Below are 18369 nucleotides of genomic sequence, written 5' to 3' on the forward strand. Positions count from 1 at the left end.
GAATATGAAAGGGCTAGGGTCTCATAAGGGACGGGCGATGAGCGACGATACTCCTGAAACCGGGCTGCCGGGCGAGCTGCAGACGGAGGGCACGACCCGCCGCCGTGCACTGATGCTTGGTGCGGTTGGCGCATCGGCGATCATCTCGATCCGTCCCGCTCTGGCACAGACCCAGGCGTCGATCCTGACCTGCGAGATCCCCGTCCCCGATCCGGCCCGCCGCGGTAGCTATATCGCTGCCGACGGTAAATTGGTGCCGGCGGGTACGCCGGGCGCGTTCGCTCCGGCGACCCGGCCGTTCAAGGGCCAGGACGTCAAGCGCGCTTTGTCGGGCGGGCAGCTTCCCGGCGTCGATTATGAGCGCAATCGCGCCTACACAAATTACATCCGCCGTCTGCAATCGGGCACCAGCGGTTTCACCTGCTTCGCGTCGTTACAGATGCCGCGCGGCTGACGTTGGATACGCTGTTTCGCGCGGCGCGCGTCGAGACGCTGTGCATCGACTGGCTCGACGACTTCACGCTTTTCTATCACCGCGCCTCGGGCATCACCCATTTACTGACCTCGCCCGCGCCCGAGATCCTCGCGGCGCTGGGGGAGGCGGGCATGACGCTGGCGACACTGGTCGGGCGGCTCGCTCTGGATTTCGACATGCCCGACGGTGACACGTCAGCGCTGGCGGCGCGGCTTGATGAGCTGACCGCAGCCGGGCTGGTAGAAGCCGATTATTCACAATCGTCGGTCAAGATACCTTGATCCCGGACTATGTGGTGATGGCAGTCACCCAACCTCCGTTCGCCCTGAGCCTGTCGAAGGGCGCTTTCCCCAATGACGGACTTGGTCGGGGGATGGCGGGCTTCGACAGGCTCAGCCCGAACGGGCCGGAGATCGTGGTGTCCAACTCATGAGGCACGTCTTTTCCGTGCGCATCGGGCCGATCGGATTCCGCATCGGCTCCGACTGGCGTACGCCGATCGATCAACTGGCTGGACTCTATCGCGACTACCCTGCGCCGCACGACGGCGTGCCGGATTATACCGTGCGCCTGTTCGCGGCGCGGCCGTGGCGGCGTTTCGTGCGGCCATCCGTGATGATCGGCGGCGACTTCGTCCTGCCCGAGGCGGCGCCATTGCCGCTGGCCCAAGGGTTGCTCGCAGCGGAAATGGGCATGAACCTGCAAATGGCGCTGGGGCAGCGGCGCTATCTGCTGCTCCATGCCTCGGTGGTCGAACGCGACGGCCGCGCGCTGTTGATGACCGGCGTATCAGGCTCGGGCAAATCGACGCTCGCCGCGTTGCTCGGCGCGCGCGGCTGGCGGTTGATGGGCGACGAGTTCGCCCTGCTCGATCCGGCGACCGGGCTGGTGCATCCCTTTCCCCGGCTGATCAGCCTGAAGAACCAGGCGATCGCGGTCGCCGAACAGGCCGTGCCGCATGGGCGCTTCGGGCCACTGATGGAGGGAACGCCCAAGGGCAGCATCCGCCATCTCGTACCCGGCGTGGACGCCATCGCGGCGATGGAAACGCCCGCCATGCCGGCATTGCTGCTCTTCCCGAGCTTCGGCTTTGACGCCGCGACGCGTGATGTGGCGCAAAGCGAAGTGTTCGTGCGGCTGACTCAGGCATCGACCAATTATGTCGCAATGGGCGAACGCGGCTTCACCGCGCTGACCCGGCTGGTGAAGTCGATCCCCGCGCACGCGATCGACTATCTCGACACCGACAGCGCGCTGGCGCAGGTCGAGGCCGCTTGGGCCGATCTCGGGTCTGATTTGGGGGGGCGCCATGAATGATGGCTGGCTGCTCGCCCGTGCCTTGTGCACACCCGGTGACACCCTTGCGCTCGATGCAGCGGGCTGGACCGATTTGCTGGCGATCGCGCGCGCGGAGCAGATGATCGGCACGCTGGCGCATCGGCTCGCCGGCCTGCCGGTGCCGAAGTCGGTCGCGCGCATTCTCGACGATGCCCGCGCTTCGGCGGAACAGGGGCGTATTATCGCCCTGTGGGAAGCGGAAATGGCGCGCCGCGTGCTGACCGCGATCGGCGTGCCGCTGGTGCTGCTGAAAGGCACGGCGTTCGTCGCGGCCGGGCTGGAGGCAGGGCAGGGGCGCTCGATCGGCGACCTCGACATATTGGTGCCCAGAGACAGGATCGATGCGGTCGAGGCGGCGCTGCTCGCGGGGGGATGGGAATGGGTCAAGCCCGACCCCTATGACGACGACTATTATCGCCGCTGGATGCACGAGTTGCCGCCGCTGATCCACCGCGAGCGCGACCGCATGATCGATGTGCATCATACGATCCTGCCGCTGACCGCGCGGATCACTCCCGATGCCGGCGCGCTGCTGGCGGCACGTGTCGCACTTCAGCCGGGCGTGCATGGGCTGTCGCCCAACGACATGCTGGTGCATGCCGCTGCGCATCTGTTCGCCGATGGCGATCTCGCCGGGGGCATGCGCAACCTGTGGGATGTGCATTGCCTGGTCGGGGATTTCGGCACCGACGGTCTGGCTGAGCGCGCCGCGCAGCACGGGCTGGCCCGGGAAACCGCCCGCGCATTGCGCCTTGCCGCCGCGCTCTACGGCGCGAGAGTGAGATTGAACCTGGCCGACCGCTTGTATCTGCGCCGCCTGACCGCGCGCGATGGCTGGGGCTGGCCGACGCGGCCCTTTACCCGGTTCGGCTTCTACGTCCGCTCGCACTGGCTACGCATGCCGCCGGCGATGCTGGCGCGGCATTTATGGACCAAATGGCGCAAGGGCGGGGCCGGTCCGGCCAGCGGGTAGGGACCCCGGCGCGACCTCATTGTGCGACGCGCGACGATCCGGCAAGCTTGGCCCTCGACTCGAGGACATGACATGAAACGTGCGCTCGCTGCCCTTGCCCTGATCGGCCTTTCGTCCTGCTCGCTGGGTGAGAGCGTGCCGGCAGCCGAAAAGGCCGTCGTCAAATTTCACACCATGCTCGATCGCGGGCAGTTTCAGCAAATCTATGATCAGTCCGGCGGCATCATGAAATCCACCGCGAGCGGCCCGCAGCTCGTTGCACTTCTGTCTGCGGTGCACCGCAAGCTCGGTGCGACCAAACAGGCCGTTCGCCAGGGCTGGAACGAACAATATAATGGCGACGGTCATACGCTGACGCTCGGCTATGACACGCTGTACGAACGCGGCAAGGCGGCCGAGACTTTCGTGTTCCAAGTGTCGGAACAGCATGTCAGCCTGGCCGGCTATCACATCAATTCCGACGCCTTGGTCCTCAATTGATCGTCAGTTGAACCTCGGCCAGCTCAGCTGGTCCACTGCACCATTTTGGTGTTGGCGATCTCGGATCGCGCTTCGCCGGGCGAGAGCTGCTTCTGCACGGTCACCGCATGGGTGGCGCGTACTTCCAGCATGACCTGCACGACGACGGCCTCGCCTTCGGCCACGGTCACGCTGGACTCCGAATTGGACGGCTTCATGCCGTTGCGGGCCATCGCCGTTTCGACCGTGTAGGTGCCGGGCGCGACCTCCGCCATCACGAACTGGTTCATCCGGATCTGCCCCGACGCCACGCCGGCGATATCCACCTTCATGCCCGCCAGGCCGCCCATGAAGCCGCGCCGGACGACATAGATGCGCGCCTTGCCCGGTGCCGGCACCAGCGACCGGGCGTCCTTCACCGCCGCCGGATCGGCCGCCTTGCCGACCTTGTTGGCCGACAGCAGATAGACGATATAGCCAACCGCCGCGATGAGGATCACGGCTCCGACGATCCCGCCCATGCTTCCCATGCTGCCCAGCAGCGCCGGACCGGCAAACACGCCGATGATCGCGGCGACGAATGTCAGGATGAGCCATTTCTTGTTGTTGGGATTCATGTCGTTTCTATCTCCCTGTGCGACCTTTGGAGGTCGGAAAAAATGGTCACGGCGACCACTCGCAGGGGACATCAAACTCGACAGCGCGGGAAAAGTGCCGGGATCGTAACGAAAAAAAATCAGCCGAGGCGGCGCAGCGCCGGGATCAGTTCGTCATAGCGGTCGATCACCATATCGGCCTCGAGCTCCTCGACCGGCTGCATCAGGAACCCGAAACTCACCGCCACATTCGGGATGCCGGCATTCTTCGCCGCCAGGATGTCATAGATCGAATCGCCCACGAACGCTGCCCGGCCGCCACCGCAGCGGCGGATCATCTCGTCGATCGGCGCGCGGTGCGGTTTGGAGAGACCTTTCCCCATCGTATCGCCGCCGATCACCGTCGCGAAGCGATCGATCAGGCCAAGCTCGATCAGCAGCTTGCGCGCGAACCCCTCGAACTTGTTGGTCACGATCGCGCTCCTCACGCCAAGCGCATCGAGCTCGTCGAGCGCCGCGATCGCGCCCGGAAACGGCACACTATGGACCGAGATATGTGCCTCGTAATAACCAAGCATCAGCTTGTAGAGCCGATGCAGTTCGTCCGGTTCGCAGCCGCCGGTCGCATCCAGCCCTTGCGTCAGCATATGCTTCGCCCCGCCGCCGATCATCGGCTTGACCTGCTCGACCGTGAGCAGCGGACGGCCCGCCAGGCCAAGCGCATGATTGACGCACGCGGTCAGGTCGCCGCTGGTGTCGAGAAAGGTACCGTCGAGGTCGAAACCGACGATCTGAAATGAAAAATCCGTCATGAACGGGGTGCCTGACAGCATCGCTATGGAAAAGCCAATACTGTCGTGGCAGGGCAGGCGCATGACCCAGCCGATCGCCGCGATCATCCTTGCCGCGGGCAAGGGCACACGCATGAAATCCGACCTGCACAAGGTGCTGCACCCGATCGCCGGGCGGCCGATGCTGCTGCAGCTGGTCGACAGCTTCGAACGCGCCGGCGCGACGCGCAGCGTCGTGGTGGCAGGCGCCGGCCGCGAACAGCTCGAGGCGGCGGTTGCCGGCCACCCGGTGACCCTGGCGCTGCAGGCCGAACAGCTCGGCACCGCGCACGCCGCGCTGCAGGCAAAGGATGCGCTGGCCGGGTTCGACGGCACCGCGATCGTCTGTTTCGGCGACACGCCCTTTCTCGATACCGCGACGATCGCCCGGCTCGCCACGCGCCTCGATGCGCCCGATGCGCCGCGAGTGGTCGTACTCGGTTTCCGCCCCGACGACCCCAAGGCCTATGGCCGGATCATCGCGCATCCCGACGGATCGATCGCCAAGATGGTCGAGTATAAGGACGCAACCCAGGCCGAACGCGCGGTCGACCTGTGCAATTCGGGCGTGACAGCGATCCGCGCCGCCGATCTCTGGCCGCTGCTCGAACGTGTCGGCAACGACAATGCGGCGGGTGAATATTACCTCCCCGACATCGTCATGCTCGCGCTGTCCGATGGCGACCGCGCGATCGTGATCGAAACCGATGCCGATGAGGTGATCGGAATCAACAGCCGTGGCGAACTCGCCTATGCCGAGGCACGCTGGCAGGCGAAACGCCGTGATCAGGCGATGGCCGACGGCGTCAGCCTGATCGCGCCCGACACGGTGTGGTTCGCGCACGACACCAAACTCGGCCGCGATGTCGTGATCGAGCCGAACGTGGTGTTCGGCCCCGGCGTGACGATCGGCGACGGCGCGGTGATCCACGCCTTCAGCCATATCGAGGGTGCGACGATCGGCGCAAAGGCGGAGGTCGGCCCGTTCGCCCGTCTGCGCCCCGGCGCGGTGCTGGGCGAGAAGTCGAAAATCGGCAATTTCGTCGAGATGAAGAAGGCTATTCTCGGCCCCGGCGCCAAGGCCAATCATCTGACCTATCTCGGCGACGCGGAAATCGGCGCCGGCGCCAATATCGGCGCGGGCACCATCACCTGCAATTACGATGGCTATTTCAAATACAGGACGGTGATCGGCGCGGGCGCGTTCATCGGCTCGAACAGCGCGCTGATCGCACCGGTCAATATCGGCGCAGGTGCGATCGTCGCGGCGGGATCGGTCGTGACCAGCGATGTCGAGGCGGATGCATTGGTCCTGACCCGGGCGAAGCAGGAAGCCAAGCCCGGCTGGGCAAAACGGTTTCGGGACGCAATGACGGCGAAGAAGAAGAAATAACCACTCCCCTCCTTGAAAGGGAGGGGGCAGGGGGTGGGTAGCGAGCGCAGCGAGCTCCTCCACCCTCACCACTAAAGCGACGACGGGGCATCGAGCCCCGTAGCCGTTAACCCACCCCTAGCCCCTCCCTTCCAGGGAGGGGGGAGACTATAAGATGTGCGGTATCGTAGGAATTCTCGGCCAGGGCCCAGTCGCAGACCGCCTCCTCGACGGCCTCAAACGCCTCGAATATCGCGGCTATGACTCGGCCGGCATCTGCACCGTGCATGACGGCGAATTCGATCGCCGCCGCGCGCCCGGCAAGCTGGTCAATCTCGCCGCCGAACTCGCCGCGCATCCGCTGCCGGGCACCAGCGGCATCGCCCATACCCGCTGGGCGACGCACGGCGCGCCGACCGTCGACAATGCCCATCCGCATATCGTCGGCGACGTCGTGCTGGTCCACAACGGCATCATCGAGAATTTCAAGCCGCTGCGCGACGAACTCCTCGCCGAAGGCCGCGAGTTCAAGTCGCAGACCGATACCGAAGTCGTCGCGCATCTGATCGATCGCGAGCTCGGCAAGGGCTTCAAGCCCCGCGAAGCCGTCGCCAATGTTCTGCCCCGCCTGCACGGCGCCTTCGCGCTTGGCGTGATGTTCAAATCCGAACCCGATCTGCTGATCGGCGCCCGGCTCGGCGCACCGCTGACCGTCGGCTATGGCGAGAATGAGAATTACCTCGGCTCCGACGCGCTCGCGCTGGCGCCGCTCACGCAGCGCATCGCCTATCTCGAGGAAGGCGACTGGGCCGTGATCACCCGCGCCGCGGTGCAGGTCTATGACCGCAACAATGACCCGGTGAAGCGCCCGATCGTCAATAGCGGCGCCTCGGGCCAGCTGATGGACAAGGGCAATCACCGCCACTTCATGCAGAAGGAGATTTACGAGCAACCGGTGGTCGTCGCGCAGACCCTGCGCTCCTATCTCCGCCCGCTCGAGGAACAGGTCGCGCTGCCCGATATGGAATTCGACCTGGGCTCGGTCGAGCGTGTCGCGATCGTCGCCTGCGGCACCGCATCCTATGTCGGGATGATCGGCAAATACTGGATCGAACAACTCGCCCGCGTGCAGGTCGAAGTCGATGTCGCCAGCGAGTTCCGCTATCGCGACCCGGTCCTCACCCCCAACATGCTCGGCATCGTCATCTCGCAAAGCGGCGAGACCGCCGACACGCTCGCCGCGCTGCGCCACATGAAGGCGGCGGGCCTGACCACTGCGGGCATCATCAACGTGCCGACCAGCTCGATGGCACGCGAAGTCGACCTGCTGCTGCCGACGCATGCCGGGCCGGAGATCGGCGTCGCCTCGACCAAGGCCTTCACCTGCCAGCTCGCGGTGATGGCCGCGCTCGCGGTCAATCTCGCCCGTGCCAAGGGCAAGCTCAGCCCGGAGGAAGAGCGCGACATCGTCCATCACCTGCAGGAAGTACCGCAAGCGATGAGCAACGCGCTCGCCCATGATGGAGAGATCGAGGCGATGGCGCCGAAGATCGCGGCGGCGCGCGACGTGCTGTATCTCGGCCGCGGCCCGGATTACCCGCTCGCGCTGGAAGGCGCGCTGAAGCTCAAGGAAATCAGCTATATTCATGCCGAGGGCTATGCCTCGGGCGAAATGAAGCACGGGCCCATCGCGCTGATCGACGACAGTGTGCCCCTGATCGTGCTCGCGCCGTCAGGGCCGCTGTTCGACAAGACGGTCAGCAACATGCAGGAGGCGCAGGCGCGCGGCGCGCAGGTCGTGCTGATCTCCGATGCCGACGGCATCGCCCAGGCCGGCGAGAACACCATCGCGACGATCGAGATGCCCAAGGTGCACCCGTTGATCGCGCCGCTGGTGTATGCGGTGCCGGTGCAACTGCTCGCGTACCATGTGGCGGTGTTCAAGGGCACGGATGTGGACCAGCCGCGGAATCTGGCGAAGTCGGTTACGGTGGAGTGAAGGGCAGGGCGGTGACTGGCCGGGCGTGACTGGCGGCGGCTCGGCGTCTCCTCAGCGCAGCCCATGGCAATCCGCCCAGCCGGCGATGGCGCTGCCGATCGCCTGAGGCTGATCCTCCGGGCACATATGGCCTGCCGGACCACAGGCGCCGATGTCGAGCGACGCGATAGTGTCGCGCGCCCATCGGATCATCTCCGGCCCGATCATCAATGTCCCGTCGCTACCGTCGAACGTCAGCAATAATTTGGGCGTTTCCGGCGATGCGCCCAGCCACTGCGCATAAGCATCGATGCGCGCCACGGTGTCCGCTGGGGCACCCTCGATCGGCATTTCCCGCGGCCAGGCGAGCAACGGGCGGCGGCTCTCGCGGTCGGGATAGGGTTGGCGATAGACGTCATGGTCCGCGGGGCTGAGGCCGGACCGGATCGTCACCTTCAGCGCCTGTTCGATGAAAAAATTCTCGTCGAGTACTGTCGCTTCGCCGCTGCCTGCACCGCGCAACGCTTCGTAACGGGCGCGGTGCGACGCGGGGAAATCGTCCCAGTGCAACGGTCGCAGGATCGTTTCCATCAACACCAGGCCGCGCACCCGCTCGGAATGGCGCGCCGCCCAGTCCATCGCCAGCGCGCCGCCCCAGTCATGCCCGACCAGCACCACACCATCGAGCGCCAGCGCGTCGAACCAGGCGTCGAGATAGCGCGCATGATCGGCAAAGCGGTAGCCGATCCCGGGCTTGCCCGACTGCCCCATGCCGATGAGATCGGGCGCGACACTATGCCCCGGTGCGCCGAACGCCGGAATGACCTTGCGCCAGACATAGGACGAAGCCGGGTTGCCATGGAGGAACACGAATGGCGTCCCGTCGCCCGCCTCACGGTAGAAGATGGTCGAATCGAGAATGGGCAGCGACGGCATCGATTTGCTCCTGCGGCGCAAAGTGGTAAGGTACCTGTCTATCTAGAATATAGACAGGTACCTGTCAATAATGACTCAGCTTCCTCCCCGGGCCCGACCCCAGTCGCTCGGCGTCCTGCTTCGGCTGGCGCACCAGCATTTTGCGTCCGCCGTGGATGAGGCGCTCGGCCAAGCCGGGTTCGGAGACATCCGCCCCCATCACGCCAACGTCTTCAGCTTCGTGCCCCCGAAGGGATTCCCGTGTCCGAACTGACCCTGAAGGCGGGCGTGCGGAAGCAAACCATGGCGCAAGCGGTCGAGGAGCTGGAGCGGCTCGGCTATGTCGAGCGGCGCGCGCACCCGAACGACAAACGCTCGCGCCTGGTCTTTCTCACCGAACGCGGCACGAAGATCCGGCCGCTGGCGATGGCGACCGGCGAGGGCGTCGAGCGGAGTTGGGCGCAACGGCTTGGCGAGGGGGAATTGGAGGCGTTGCGCGCGGGGTTACAGGCCTTGCTTGGCAAGGTGCATGGAGGCGAGGGCGCTTGTTAGCCCGCAATCCGCTCTCCCAGACGTTCGCCATTGGCGTACCCCGGAACCAGGTCACCGCAGATGCGGCAGCCGCCATTCGCCGATCAAAGCCGCCGTCCGCAACGCGAAGATCGCGACCCCGGCAACCGCGCCCGCGACGCCCTTCCGCAACCCGAAGCGCTTCACCAGCACCACCATGATCGTCGCGCCGGCAAGCGCGGCGGTGGCGTAGAAATCCTCGTGCAGGACGCGCGGCACCCGCGCGCTCAATACGTCGCGGATGATGCCGCCGCCGCATCCGTTGACCGTGGCGATGATCACGACGCTGGCGCCGTTCAGCTTGTAATCCATGCTCTTGCGCGCACCCGCGACGGCGGCGAGCGCGAGGCCAACCGCCTCGAACACATCGATCGCGAGCGGCGGGGTGAAGTCGCCGATCCGCCCCAGCACCAGCGAAGCGGCAACGACGCTTGCCGTCGCCGCCAACGCCAGCGCCGCATAACGCCAGTCGCGGAACGGCGCAGGCGGGTGCTCGCCAAGCAACAGGTCACGGATGACGCCACCGCCGACCGATCCGACAAAGGCCAGCACCAGGATGCCGAACAGATCGAAATCGGCCTGCACCCCCGCCAGCGCGCACTCCACCGCCAGCACGAAGGTCGCCGCAAGGTCTACCGCGGTCAGCACCCCATCGCGAACCCGGCTGTTGGGCAAGACGGCGAGCGTCATCGCGAGCATCGCTTCGTTGGCGATTGCGGGCGGGGGGGCGAGGTGATCAGCCTCATAAAGAGTTAATCAGCACCAAGGCCTACGTGCTTCAGCTGATAAAGTTCGATCTTGTACCCGTCGGGATCGTGACATTGCAGGCGTATCCGGTCGTCCCGTTGTTCGAGCCGGCAGTTCCCGTCCGGGATGAGTCGTTGGTAGACGGAGAGGCTTCGCAGTACATCTGCAACCTCGACGAAAACGGTGATGTGATCGCTCACCGCCGGCATGTGCTCCGCTTTTCCGATAGACAATATGCCCCCGAGATTGACCGATTTCGCCGTCCGTTTGCTGATCGGGAGCCCCACGACTTCCTGGTAGAAGGCGACTGATCGGGCGAGGTTCGATACAACCAGCCGGAATCCGAGATGAAGTGGAGGCGCCAACTTCCCTGCCGCCTCAAACTTGAGCTCGGGCGCAGAATGTGTCTCTCGATCCGGTTGCGCAGATGCTCTGGTTAGCTTTTTGACGAAAAGCGTCTGACCGTCCTCCAACCTCAGCTCCCATGCCGACGCCAACAGTGATTGCGCTTTTGATACTACCCCATCCCAGCGCTTAGCGCGCGCCTCGAGACCGTTCGGCAAACTGATTGACGAGGGTTCTCGGAGATTTTCGAGCCTCGCGACAAACGCCGAAAGCGAGGCTTTGGTAACTGGATGCCGGGCGCCTTCTTGAACGTAGTCGTCTGTTAGATTTCGCACCGCATCCGCGAACCAGCGGATCGCATCATTATCTTGCACATCCCGAGCGAAGGGCAGGACCCACTCCAGACCGAGCGCCGCTCCGAGTAGTCCGCCGGTCATGGACGCCAGCGTATCGGTATCCGCTCCCTCGGCCAGCGCCGCTTGCATGAGTCCCTCTACTGGGTCGGCCGCATGCCGGGATGTTAGGAAAAGCGCAGCGGCGGCGTTCACGGTACCCGAGCCATTTATGCGCCGGTCGAAACATCCAAGTTCGTTGAGCGCGTCCTCATCGACTATAGCAGCGCCTCCGGCGAGCGCATCCGAGCATTGCCCTAATAGATCCAGTTGCTCGCGAACGGTTTCCAACCAAAGCGAAGTGTAACTTTCCCGCCGCGATGCCGCGTCAGCCCATCCAGGCCAGCGCTCCTCAATCGACGGGAGTAAGCCCCAAACCGCATGGTCAGCGCGCACTGCATCGAGAAGCTGACCATAGCTCAAGGTGCCGCGATGCCGGAACGCCCGCCAGAGACCATAGCCATAGGCTAGTGCGCCGAGCAAAGCCCTCGGGTGGCCGTGAGTCGTGACCCCATCTGTCATGATGTCGACGGCAAGCGAAGAAAAATCAGGACAGTCCGCTCGGCGAAGACAATGCGGTAGCACGCGCATCGCAACCCCATTTCCGCCCGCGCTGAAATAGCGATCGGCATCGTCCGGCTTCGCATCCCACGGAGATCGTCCCGCCAGCCAGCTTGAGGCCGCTCGCTTAGTCGCTCCACCGCCTCCCCGCTGATAGACCGTCCATAGCGGGAGCTCCTCAGTTGCAAAATGGAGCCACCAACTCGCGGGCGCGCGCAGCAACGACCTCGCGCCAGCGAGAATCAGCTGGGTGTCATCACTATAGTCACCGGCTTCAATCACCTCTTCATGCGGCTGAAAGCGGCCGCCGGAGCGCTTGATCCAGCGCTCGAACCGTAGTTCGTGAGGGGCTCGGTTTCTTCCCGAATGGGGCGCGCGCATTTCATGCGGCCATCCAAGCGCATCGCCGACCGCTGCCCCCAAGAAAGCGGCCTCGGCGCGGTCGCGGCCGACGCGGAGAGCAACCTTAGCATTGCCGCTTGGCATTAAACGATCGGTCATGGGGTCCATGGTTTTTCAGATGGCCTCCGTCCCGCCCGGATGGAGGAACTAAGGGCATTTTTATCGAACAAGGTCGGACATACCACAAACTGCAGCTTGCTCACGTCAATCCCTAGGATATCCAGCCTTACGTGTTCCATCTGCGCTTGCGTCTCGCTCGATACCCCTAACGCCAAGATGCTCTCGAGCGGAATCGAATCGGCGACGAGCACTTCCGCCTGATCGTCCGTCGGCGAACATGGCAACTGCAGGAGCGTTCGGCTTCGTACCGTTCCGTAAGCTCCGGCCACAGATTGCGCAAACATGCTGGCATAGGCGTCGTAGCCGGCGGCGATATAGGCACCGTAACCCGCAGCAGCGTTTCGCGGGCAGAACAAGGTGCCCTCTACGGCAAGAACACTTGGCTCGGCGAAAATCACCACCCAATCGCGGAACAGGATTTCGCCCTTCCGCACGCGATCGAGGTACCAAGCGTTCGGGTATTCGATCGAACAACAGATATGGTTGGTATGGCCGTCGAGGCGCTGTAGATCGGTAGGGTTGAAGAGCAAACGGTCTTCTTCTTCGAGCAAGTGAGACGGAAGAACACCGACGCCGCCGGCCAATATATGAGCAAGGCTCCGCGAGGGCGTAAAGTGACAAAGCCGCGTAATGCCACGGCTAGCGACATCGTTCCGGATCGAGTCGATCATCCCGTAACTTCGGTATAGAGCGAGCCATCGAGCGGCAGCAGTGCGGTCTTCTCTCCGCAATATGTTAAGAGGAGGTTTGTCTTGGCGCGCGTGACCCCGACATAAAGAAGCCGCCCATCCGTCGCCGTCGCATCGGCGAAGCCGTCATTTTCGATCGCCAGCGGATGGGGAAAGAGCGCATCCGAGAGGTGCGGTAAAATGACAACGTCGAACTCGAGACCTTTGCCGCTGTGAAGTGTGCCGGTCGAGATGCCCGGTCCGTCCCTCCAGGCCGTTAGCGAGTCCGTGAGTTGGCGCGCTCCGGTCAATCGTGCAGCAAAGATTCTTGCTTGCGCCCGTGTGCGGGTCAAGATCGCGACACTTCGCGTTCTCGATAAGCGAAGCGCACGATCAACTACAAACGATATTTCTTTGGCCTCTTCGGTGAACCGGACGAGTGTAGGCTTGGGGCCGTCGGCGGCAGGCTGCTTGGGAACAACGAGATCGGCCTCCCCTGCATAATAAGGCATCCGCGACACTGCGACAGCGAGATTTGCAATAGCCTTGGTATTTCGGTAGTTTTCTTCGAAATACCAAATCTTCGGCGGATTGAGCCCGGCCGATCGCCAGGTCATCTGGTTTCCATAGATTTGCTGCGCCACGTCGCCGAAAAACGTCAACGAGCCGTCGGACGGGACTGCTTTCGATAATGCGCGCAGCATCGCCGGCGTTAGATCTTGGCCCTCGTCGATGACGATATGTTTATAGAGCCGGGGCTGGTTATCTTGATCGAACGCATTCACGACGGCGACCGCGATGTCATCAACGTCGTAGCGATATCCCACTTCGTCGCGGAGCTTCCTATACTCCTCGCGGATCTGCCACATAGTGGGACGTAGCGAGCGTACGAGCCGGGCGTCAGCGCGGCCCGTTCTGCTCGCTGATGTATAATCTTGCGGACTGACGATGCCGTGCTGCGAGAGCCACCGAATCTCTTCTTCGAAAAAGGAAATCGGCCTGTCGAAGAAGGAATGCGACACGTGCCGAGCTGCGACATGAGTTACTGCCCGTTGCACTATTGCTCGATAGCGGTTCGTCGGCAAGATGGGGGAGCCGTTCATTTGGCCGCACGAATGGAGATATCCCCGTGCGAAAAGATGAAAGTGCTCGACAGTGACCCGCCGCAGGACGTCGGCAGCGAGAAACCGGATATAAGAACCCAAGGTCTTGTTAAAAGTGATCAGAAGCGTTTTGCCAGAGCCGGGAAAAGCGGCGGTGGACAGAACAGCTGCCCGGAGAACGGCCATTGACGTCTTACCGCTTCCTGCAGTTCCGAGCACCACTTGGTGCCCCTGTGCTGGAAGGTAGACCACTTCGCGTTGGCGGCCGACCGGATCAGGTAACGCCACGATTTTCCCCAAAAAAGCTACCGGTGCCGCGTACGGTATCTTTCCATTACGACGGCCTAGCCTTCATCGCCAAGTCTTTCCTCTCTGCTATGGAGCAGAGGCGATATTCGCCAAGTTACCCGCGCTAAATAGATTTGCCTCCCGCCGCAGCCCATCTGAGCGAAGCAGCCAGTTAAGCTGCCTCTTCGTCGCCAGAATCCTGCTGTGAAGCTGCCTCCATCTCGGCGACGTCTTCGGTGAAGTCGATGACCATTTGGATCGCCTCTTCGTCTAGATGTTCGTCGTTGAAATGATCAACGTCCTGTTTGATTTGGAAGCAGTCGTCAGCAATCGCCTTACGACGTTGGCTGAACGACTTTTCCAAGAAAGAGCGGGGTGCTGTATCGATGTCGGCCCATAGACTCAGTTGTTGACCCTTAACCCATGTCCGCATTGAGTGCTTTGCGCGATATTTCCGTCCCTTAGCATCGACGCGTTTTTCCTGGCGTAAGCTATCCGCTAAGGCATCGCGAAAGATCTTGACGATGTCGCGCGGCGCAGGCCGGTAAAGGCCGCGATCGATGGCCCAGATCGCCACCTCATCGAGAGATACGGGGTCCGAACTCACTTCTTCGGTGTAGCGATCGAAGATCGCCTGCATCTGTTCGCTGAATTTCGCCATGGTTTATAGTTCCCTTCCTACAGATGCACTTCCACAGCATTGCCCCAGCCATCGGCAATGGCCTCCTTAAGCAAGTATCTCCGGACGGGAACCTGATATTTGCGTAAATAATCGTAACGCTTCATCCGCTTCTGCAACTGTCCAACTACGATCGCGGGATGGATCGCCATAAGAGCTGCGAAACCGACCACGTCACGCTCCGAGAAATAGGGATTCTTCCGGGCATAGAAGGATGCCATTTTCGCCGTAGGTACGCAAAAATCGGCTGCAGCCGCATTGGCGACATTTTCCTCGTCTTCCTCGCTATTCTCGTCGCCGATGCTTTCTCCGGTCAGATAGTCGATCATCCCGATCGAGTGTTTGCCGTGGCCTTGCAGCACATGCTCGATCTCATGACGTAGCACGAACCAGAAGTTGTCGAGCCGGTCATAGAGCGTGGAAATCGCAATCACGGGCGAAGCGTCGTCGAGCCAGGTACAGGCTCCATCGATTTTGGCATTGGGTAGGACTTCTACAACGACAAACCGTACCCCGCACGCTGCTAGTAAGCCCGGCACCGAGGCAACTGCTTCAGGATCGACCATCAACGTGCGTAGCTTGGGTAGCAGCGCCTTGAGCATGTCGGCCGAATAGGGGGAAACTGTCGCTTGCCGGGCTAGCTGGCGCGCACGGAACACCCAGGCGAGCTGATGCGGCGGTGTGTCGTTATAATGAGTGCGTTTCGCGGCGAAGGCGATCTCGCCCGGCATCTCGTCGTTGGCGACTTCGAAGAAGCGGTCCATCTGGAGTTGGAGCAGGGAAGCCTCACCGTCCTGGACCCAGCCACGGCGGATCATGTCGCGCACCGGGAAATGGGCTTGCAGCCCAGCCCGGGTCTTCACCGCCGGATCTGGCTCCTTGGCATTCTGCAAGTCGTAGCGACCCTGCAGATTCAAGAAGAATTGTGGTGACGTATCGAATGCGTCGCCAAGCAGGCGCGCCATGTCGGGTGTGATGCCGCGCTTGCCGGACAGTAGCGGATTGAGCTGTTGCTCAGTCTGGCCGAGGATGAATGCGAGATCGCGCTGCGACCAACCGCGTGATTCGAGTTCCATCTTGATGAACACGCCCGGTGGCTCGATCGCTACCTGATTGTCGTTCGCCATTATGCCGCCCCCCGCAACTGTTCTTCCATCGTCGTTACGATCACCGTCATAGCGCTATTCTTTTCTGTAATTTTCACCACCATCGCCCAGTGTTGCGGCAGCACCACAAGATGCTCTGCCGTCCCGGCTCGTGGCTGTAGGCCAAGGCTCTTCCAGTTCTGCAGCGTGCGCAGGTCAGGCGCTGCCCGCATGATGCCGAGGCGTTGGCGTGCAGAGTGGATAACGGCGACGGGCAAGCGGACGTCTGCGGCCGCTTCCGTCTCGATAAGCGCCAAGCGCGGGTCTGCGAACTCAATGTCCATTGGGAGCCAGCATAGGCATGCTGGAAATTCTGTCAACACAACTTAATGCAAGTAGTTAAGTTTATCTTTGGATGGCGCGGTCGCATGACATGCGGAGCGGCAGTTGCACCGTCGCCAGCCTACGAGCCCAGTTGCCTCGCAAACATGCAACCGGCAGGCTATCTCACACCAAACTGACCCACAGAAGAGAACCCGAATGCCACGCTTACCCCTCCTGGCCCTCGCGCTCCTCTCCTCATCCCCCACCCACGCCACCCCAGTCGGCGAAATCCACCGCATCACAACCAGCCCAAGCGCCGCACTCCGCGACCAGGAGCACCGCCCGCAAATCCTCGTCACCATCTGGTACCCCGCCGCCGACGGCACACCCGAACAACCCATCACGATCGGCCCGCCCGGGAAGCCGATGTTCACCATCGGCTCCACCGCATCGGGTCCGGCCTTTGCCGGCGATGCGCCGGGGGTGAGGCGCCCCGTCATCCTCCTGTCGCATGGCTTTGGCGGGTCGGCGCGGATGATGGGCTGGTTCGGCATCGCGCTGGCGCGCGCGGGCTATGTCGTCGTGTCGGTCGACCATCCGGGCAATAACGGGCGCGATCCGATGACCGTCGCCGGGGCGATGCTCACCTGGCTGCGCGCGGACGATCTTCAGGCCGCACTTCGCCTCGCTCTCATTGACCCGAGCGTCGGGCCGCATATCGATACCGACCGCGTCGGGCTGGCGGGGTTTTCGGCCGGCGGCTTTACCGCGCTGGTGCTGGGCGGCGCGCGGCCGGCACCGCAGCGGCTCCTCGCCTTCTGCAAGGCCAACCCGGACGATGGCGTGTGCAGGCCGCAGGTCGAATTTCCGGTCGATGCCAAACAGCGCGATGCCCTGCTCGCCAACCCGGCCTATCGCGATGCGATCCAGCATGCCGGGGACGCGCCGATCATTCCGCATGTAAAGGCGATCGTCGTGATGGCTCCCGCGGTCATCCAGGGGCTCGATCCGGCCAGCCTGAAAAACCTCGCGACCCCGGTGTCGATCCTTCTCGGCGATCAGGATAGCGTGGCGCCGCCGGACTCCAACGGCAAGGCCGCGGCGGCGCTCCTGCCCAATGCCCGTCTGGATGTGCTGCCGGGCGTCGGTCATTATGACTTCCTCGCCACTTGCACCGCCGATGGGCCGGCGGACCTGTGCGGTGCGGCCAGGCATCAGACGGTGGCGCATATGGCGGCGGTCGCGGCCGCGATCCGGGCTTTTGGGGAGACATTGAAGGCGCAGCCCTGAGCCTGCCCTTGATTGCCGGGCGGCACGGGACGGAGATCGCGCTGTGGCGATCGAATGGCTCGGATATCAATCTATCTATCTGAATTAACTAGCATATTTACAGTTCAGCGCGCTCGCGCCGCGCCGCAGATATCGGACATTCCGGTGTCCCATATCTCCCCCTGCGCCCCCCTCAAACCGTCCGGCATCGGCCCCGATCGGGCCGCTCCCCATCGCACCGTCCGGCACCGGAGATACGGCACATCCGGTGTCCCATATCTCCCCGACCGCCCACCCAAATCCTCCGGCGTCGCGCCCCGCGGGGGATCGATTCACATCGCGCACGATCGCTGTCATGCCGGGGCCTCGGAATAAATTTGCAGGGGCATGTCGATTCCTCGACACCCCGTTCGTCGTTTCGATGTCGGGCCGCTGCGGCCGGCGTAAACGAAGGAGAGAGACGATGCGTGTCATGGTTCTGGTGAAGGCAACTGCGGACAGCGAACAGGGCTTTTCCCCCACGCCCGAAAACGCCGCGATGCTCGAGGCGATGGGCAAGTATAATGAGGAACTGGTCAAGGCCGGCATCCTGCTCGCCGCCGACGGCCTCAGACCCTCGTCGGACGGCAAGCGCATCGCGTTCGACGGTCCCGGCCGGTCGGTCATCGACGGGCCGTTCGCCGAAACCCGGGAACTGGTCGCCGGCTTCTGGCTCTGGGAAGTCAAGGACATGGCAGAGGCGGTCGCCTGGGTGAAGCGCTGCCCCAATCCCATGCCGGGGCCAAGCGAGATCGAAATCCGGCCGCTGTATGAAATGGGCGATCTGCAATGAGGCTCTGACCGCGGCCGTGCCCCGCTTGCCTCGCTCATGGCTTTGCCT

Annotated in this window: 20 protein-coding genes; 10 read left to right on the top strand and 10 right to left on the bottom strand. The window is 63.2% G+C overall.

All coding sequences use genetic code 11. The annotated features are described in order from the left end of the window. Positions 1–37: 37 nt before the first annotated feature. The 5 genes from H3Z74_RS03980 to H3Z74_RS04000 all read left to right on the top strand — a co-directional run bounded on the left by H3Z74_RS03980 (position 38) and on the right by H3Z74_RS04000 (position 3266). Positions 38–454: a hypothetical protein gene (locus H3Z74_RS03980; RefSeq protein WP_187762697.1), complete on the top strand. Its 417-nt coding sequence runs from the start codon at positions 38–40 to the stop codon at positions 452–454. A gap of 2 nt (positions 455–456) precedes the next feature. Continuing rightward, a complete protein-coding gene (locus H3Z74_RS03985) occupies positions 457–756 on the top strand; it encodes an HPr-rel-A system PqqD family peptide chaperone (protein WP_229726866.1) in 300 nt (99 codons plus the stop codon). A 148-nt stretch (positions 757–904) separates the two neighbouring features. Next, positions 905–1792 carry an HprK-related kinase A gene (locus tag H3Z74_RS03990; protein ID WP_187762698.1) on the top strand — a complete coding sequence of 296 codons (888 nt, stop codon included), beginning with the start codon at positions 905–907 and terminating at the stop codon, positions 1790–1792. Further along, on the top strand, positions 1785–2786 hold the full coding sequence (locus H3Z74_RS03995) for a nucleotidyltransferase domain-containing protein (protein ID WP_187762699.1): 1002 nt from the start codon (positions 1785–1787) through the stop codon (positions 2784–2786). The genes H3Z74_RS03990 and H3Z74_RS03995 overlap by 8 nt, the downstream gene beginning before the upstream one ends. A gap of 72 nt (positions 2787–2858) precedes the next feature. Then, entirely contained in the window at positions 2859–3266 is a 408-nt protein-coding gene (locus H3Z74_RS04000; RefSeq protein WP_187762700.1) for a DUF4019 domain-containing protein, read from the top strand. A gap of 23 nt (positions 3267–3289) precedes the next feature. Here H3Z74_RS04000 and H3Z74_RS04005 read toward each other — a convergent pair whose 3' ends face one another. After that, complete coding sequence (locus tag H3Z74_RS04005) at positions 3290–3862, bottom strand: hypothetical protein (protein ID WP_187762701.1); 573 nt, start codon at positions 3860–3862, stop codon at positions 3290–3292. 119 nt (positions 3863–3981) lie between these two features. Continuing rightward, positions 3982–4653, bottom strand: coding sequence for an HAD-IA family hydrolase (locus H3Z74_RS04010; protein ID WP_187762702.1), 672 nt, complete (start codon positions 4651–4653; stop codon positions 3982–3984). A 61-nt stretch (positions 4654–4714) separates the two neighbouring features. On the opposite strand from H3Z74_RS04010, the gene glmU reads away from it, so the two are divergent. Then, positions 4715–6064 (top strand): bifunctional UDP-N-acetylglucosamine diphosphorylase/glucosamine-1-phosphate N-acetyltransferase GlmU, encoded by a 1350-nt coding sequence (gene glmU / locus H3Z74_RS04015; protein WP_187762703.1) that lies wholly within the window; start codon positions 4715–4717, stop codon positions 6062–6064. Positions 6065–6218: 154 nt separating this feature from the next. Then, positions 6219–8042 carry a glutamine--fructose-6-phosphate transaminase (isomerizing) gene (gene glmS / locus H3Z74_RS04020; RefSeq protein WP_187762704.1) on the top strand — a complete coding sequence of 608 codons (1824 nt, stop codon included), beginning with the start codon at positions 6219–6221 and terminating at the stop codon, positions 8040–8042. Positions 8043–8093: 51 nt separating this feature from the next. Here glmS and H3Z74_RS04025 read toward each other — a convergent pair whose 3' ends face one another. After that, on the bottom strand, positions 8094–8957 hold the full coding sequence (locus H3Z74_RS04025) for a haloalkane dehalogenase (RefSeq protein WP_187762705.1): 864 nt from the start codon (positions 8955–8957) through the stop codon (positions 8094–8096). A gap of 240 nt (positions 8958–9197) precedes the next feature. On the opposite strand from H3Z74_RS04025, the gene H3Z74_RS24285 reads away from it, so the two are divergent. After that, positions 9198–9488 (top strand): MarR family winged helix-turn-helix transcriptional regulator, encoded by a 291-nt coding sequence (locus H3Z74_RS24285; RefSeq protein WP_229726867.1) that lies wholly within the window; start codon positions 9198–9200, stop codon positions 9486–9488. 51 nt (positions 9489–9539) lie between these two features. Here H3Z74_RS24285 and H3Z74_RS04035 read toward each other — a convergent pair whose 3' ends face one another. The 7 genes from H3Z74_RS04035 to H3Z74_RS04065 form a co-directional block, all read right to left on the bottom strand. After that, a complete protein-coding gene (locus H3Z74_RS04035) occupies positions 9540–10196 on the bottom strand; it encodes a trimeric intracellular cation channel family protein (RefSeq protein ID WP_187762706.1) in 657 nt (218 codons plus the stop codon). Positions 10197–10258: 62 nt separating this feature from the next. Beyond that, positions 10259–12052: an ADP-ribosylglycohydrolase family protein gene (locus H3Z74_RS04040; RefSeq protein ID WP_187762707.1), complete on the bottom strand. Its 1794-nt coding sequence runs from the start codon at positions 12050–12052 to the stop codon at positions 10259–10261. Further along, on the bottom strand, positions 12049–12744 hold the full coding sequence (locus tag H3Z74_RS04045; protein WP_187762708.1) for a DarT ssDNA thymidine ADP-ribosyltransferase family protein: 696 nt from the start codon (positions 12742–12744) through the stop codon (positions 12049–12051). The genes H3Z74_RS04040 and H3Z74_RS04045 overlap by 4 nt, the downstream gene beginning before the upstream one ends. Next, entirely contained in the window at positions 12741–14132 is a 1392-nt protein-coding gene (locus H3Z74_RS04050) for a 3'-5' exonuclease (protein WP_187762709.1), read from the bottom strand. Before H3Z74_RS04050 ends, H3Z74_RS04045 begins: the two co-directional genes overlap by 4 nt. 172 nt (positions 14133–14304) lie before the next feature. Further along, positions 14305–14793, bottom strand: coding sequence for a hypothetical protein (locus tag H3Z74_RS04055; RefSeq protein ID WP_187762710.1), 489 nt, complete (start codon positions 14791–14793; stop codon positions 14305–14307). A 17-nt stretch (positions 14794–14810) separates the two neighbouring features. Beyond that, a complete protein-coding gene (locus tag H3Z74_RS04060) occupies positions 14811–15938 on the bottom strand; it encodes a HigA family addiction module antitoxin (protein WP_187762711.1) in 1128 nt (375 codons plus the stop codon). Further along, positions 15938–16240: a hypothetical protein gene (locus tag H3Z74_RS04065; RefSeq protein ID WP_187762712.1), complete on the bottom strand. Its 303-nt coding sequence runs from the start codon at positions 16238–16240 to the stop codon at positions 15938–15940. Before H3Z74_RS04065 ends, H3Z74_RS04060 begins: the two co-directional genes overlap by 1 nt. 196 nt (positions 16241–16436) lie before the next feature. On the opposite strand from H3Z74_RS04065, the gene H3Z74_RS04070 reads away from it, so the two are divergent. Further along, complete coding sequence (locus tag H3Z74_RS04070; RefSeq protein WP_187762713.1) at positions 16437–17510, top strand: alpha/beta hydrolase family protein; 1074 nt, start codon at positions 16437–16439, stop codon at positions 17508–17510. 442 nt (positions 17511–17952) lie between these two features. After that, entirely contained in the window at positions 17953–18321 is a 369-nt protein-coding gene (locus H3Z74_RS04075; RefSeq protein WP_187762714.1) for a YciI family protein, read from the top strand. Positions 18322–18369 lie beyond the last annotated feature (48 nt).

This window comes from Sphingomonas alpina (genome assembly GCF_014490665.1).
Taxonomy (GTDB): domain Bacteria; phylum Pseudomonadota; class Alphaproteobacteria; order Sphingomonadales; family Sphingomonadaceae; genus Sphingomonas; species Sphingomonas alpina.

Coding starts and splice junctions, on each gene's coding strand:
- H3Z74_RS04060 (WP_187762711.1), bottom strand. CDS start 15,938: ATGGCGAACGACAATCAGGTAGCGATCGAGCCACCGGGCGTGTTCATC.
- H3Z74_RS04045 (WP_187762708.1), bottom strand. CDS start 12,744: ATGATCGACTCGATCCGGAACGATGTCGCTAGCCGTGGCATTACGCGG.
- H3Z74_RS04005 (WP_187762701.1), bottom strand. CDS start 3,862: ATGAATCCCAACAACAAGAAATGGCTCATCCTGACATTCGTCGCCGCG.
- H3Z74_RS04055 (WP_187762710.1), bottom strand. CDS start 14,793: ATGGCGAAATTCAGCGAACAGATGCAGGCGATCTTCGATCGCTACACC.
- H3Z74_RS04035 (WP_187762706.1), bottom strand. CDS start 10,196: ATGACGCTCGCCGTCTTGCCCAACAGCCGGGTTCGCGATGGGGTGCTG.
- glmU (WP_187762703.1), top strand. CDS start 4,715: ATGACCCAGCCGATCGCCGCGATCATCCTTGCCGCGGGCAAGGGCACA.
- H3Z74_RS03980 (WP_187762697.1), top strand. CDS start 38: ATGAGCGACGATACTCCTGAAACCGGGCTGCCGGGCGAGCTGCAGACG.
- H3Z74_RS04065 (WP_187762712.1), bottom strand. CDS start 16,240: ATGGACATTGAGTTCGCAGACCCGCGCTTGGCGCTTATCGAGACGGAA.
- glmS (WP_187762704.1), top strand. CDS start 6,219: ATGTGCGGTATCGTAGGAATTCTCGGCCAGGGCCCAGTCGCAGACCGC.
- H3Z74_RS03995 (WP_187762699.1), top strand. CDS start 1,785: ATGAATGATGGCTGGCTGCTCGCCCGTGCCTTGTGCACACCCGGTGAC.
- H3Z74_RS04025 (WP_187762705.1), bottom strand. CDS start 8,957: ATGCCGTCGCTGCCCATTCTCGATTCGACCATCTTCTACCGTGAGGCG.
- H3Z74_RS04070 (WP_187762713.1), top strand. CDS start 16,437: ATGCCACGCTTACCCCTCCTGGCCCTCGCGCTCCTCTCCTCATCCCCC.
- H3Z74_RS04040 (WP_187762707.1), bottom strand. CDS start 12,052: ATGACCGATCGTTTAATGCCAAGCGGCAATGCTAAGGTTGCTCTCCGC.
- H3Z74_RS03990 (WP_187762698.1), top strand. CDS start 905: ATGAGGCACGTCTTTTCCGTGCGCATCGGGCCGATCGGATTCCGCATC.
- H3Z74_RS04010 (WP_187762702.1), bottom strand. CDS start 4,653: ATGACGGATTTTTCATTTCAGATCGTCGGTTTCGACCTCGACGGTACC.
- H3Z74_RS04000 (WP_187762700.1), top strand. CDS start 2,859: ATGAAACGTGCGCTCGCTGCCCTTGCCCTGATCGGCCTTTCGTCCTGC.
- H3Z74_RS04075 (WP_187762714.1), top strand. CDS start 17,953: ATGCGTGTCATGGTTCTGGTGAAGGCAACTGCGGACAGCGAACAGGGC.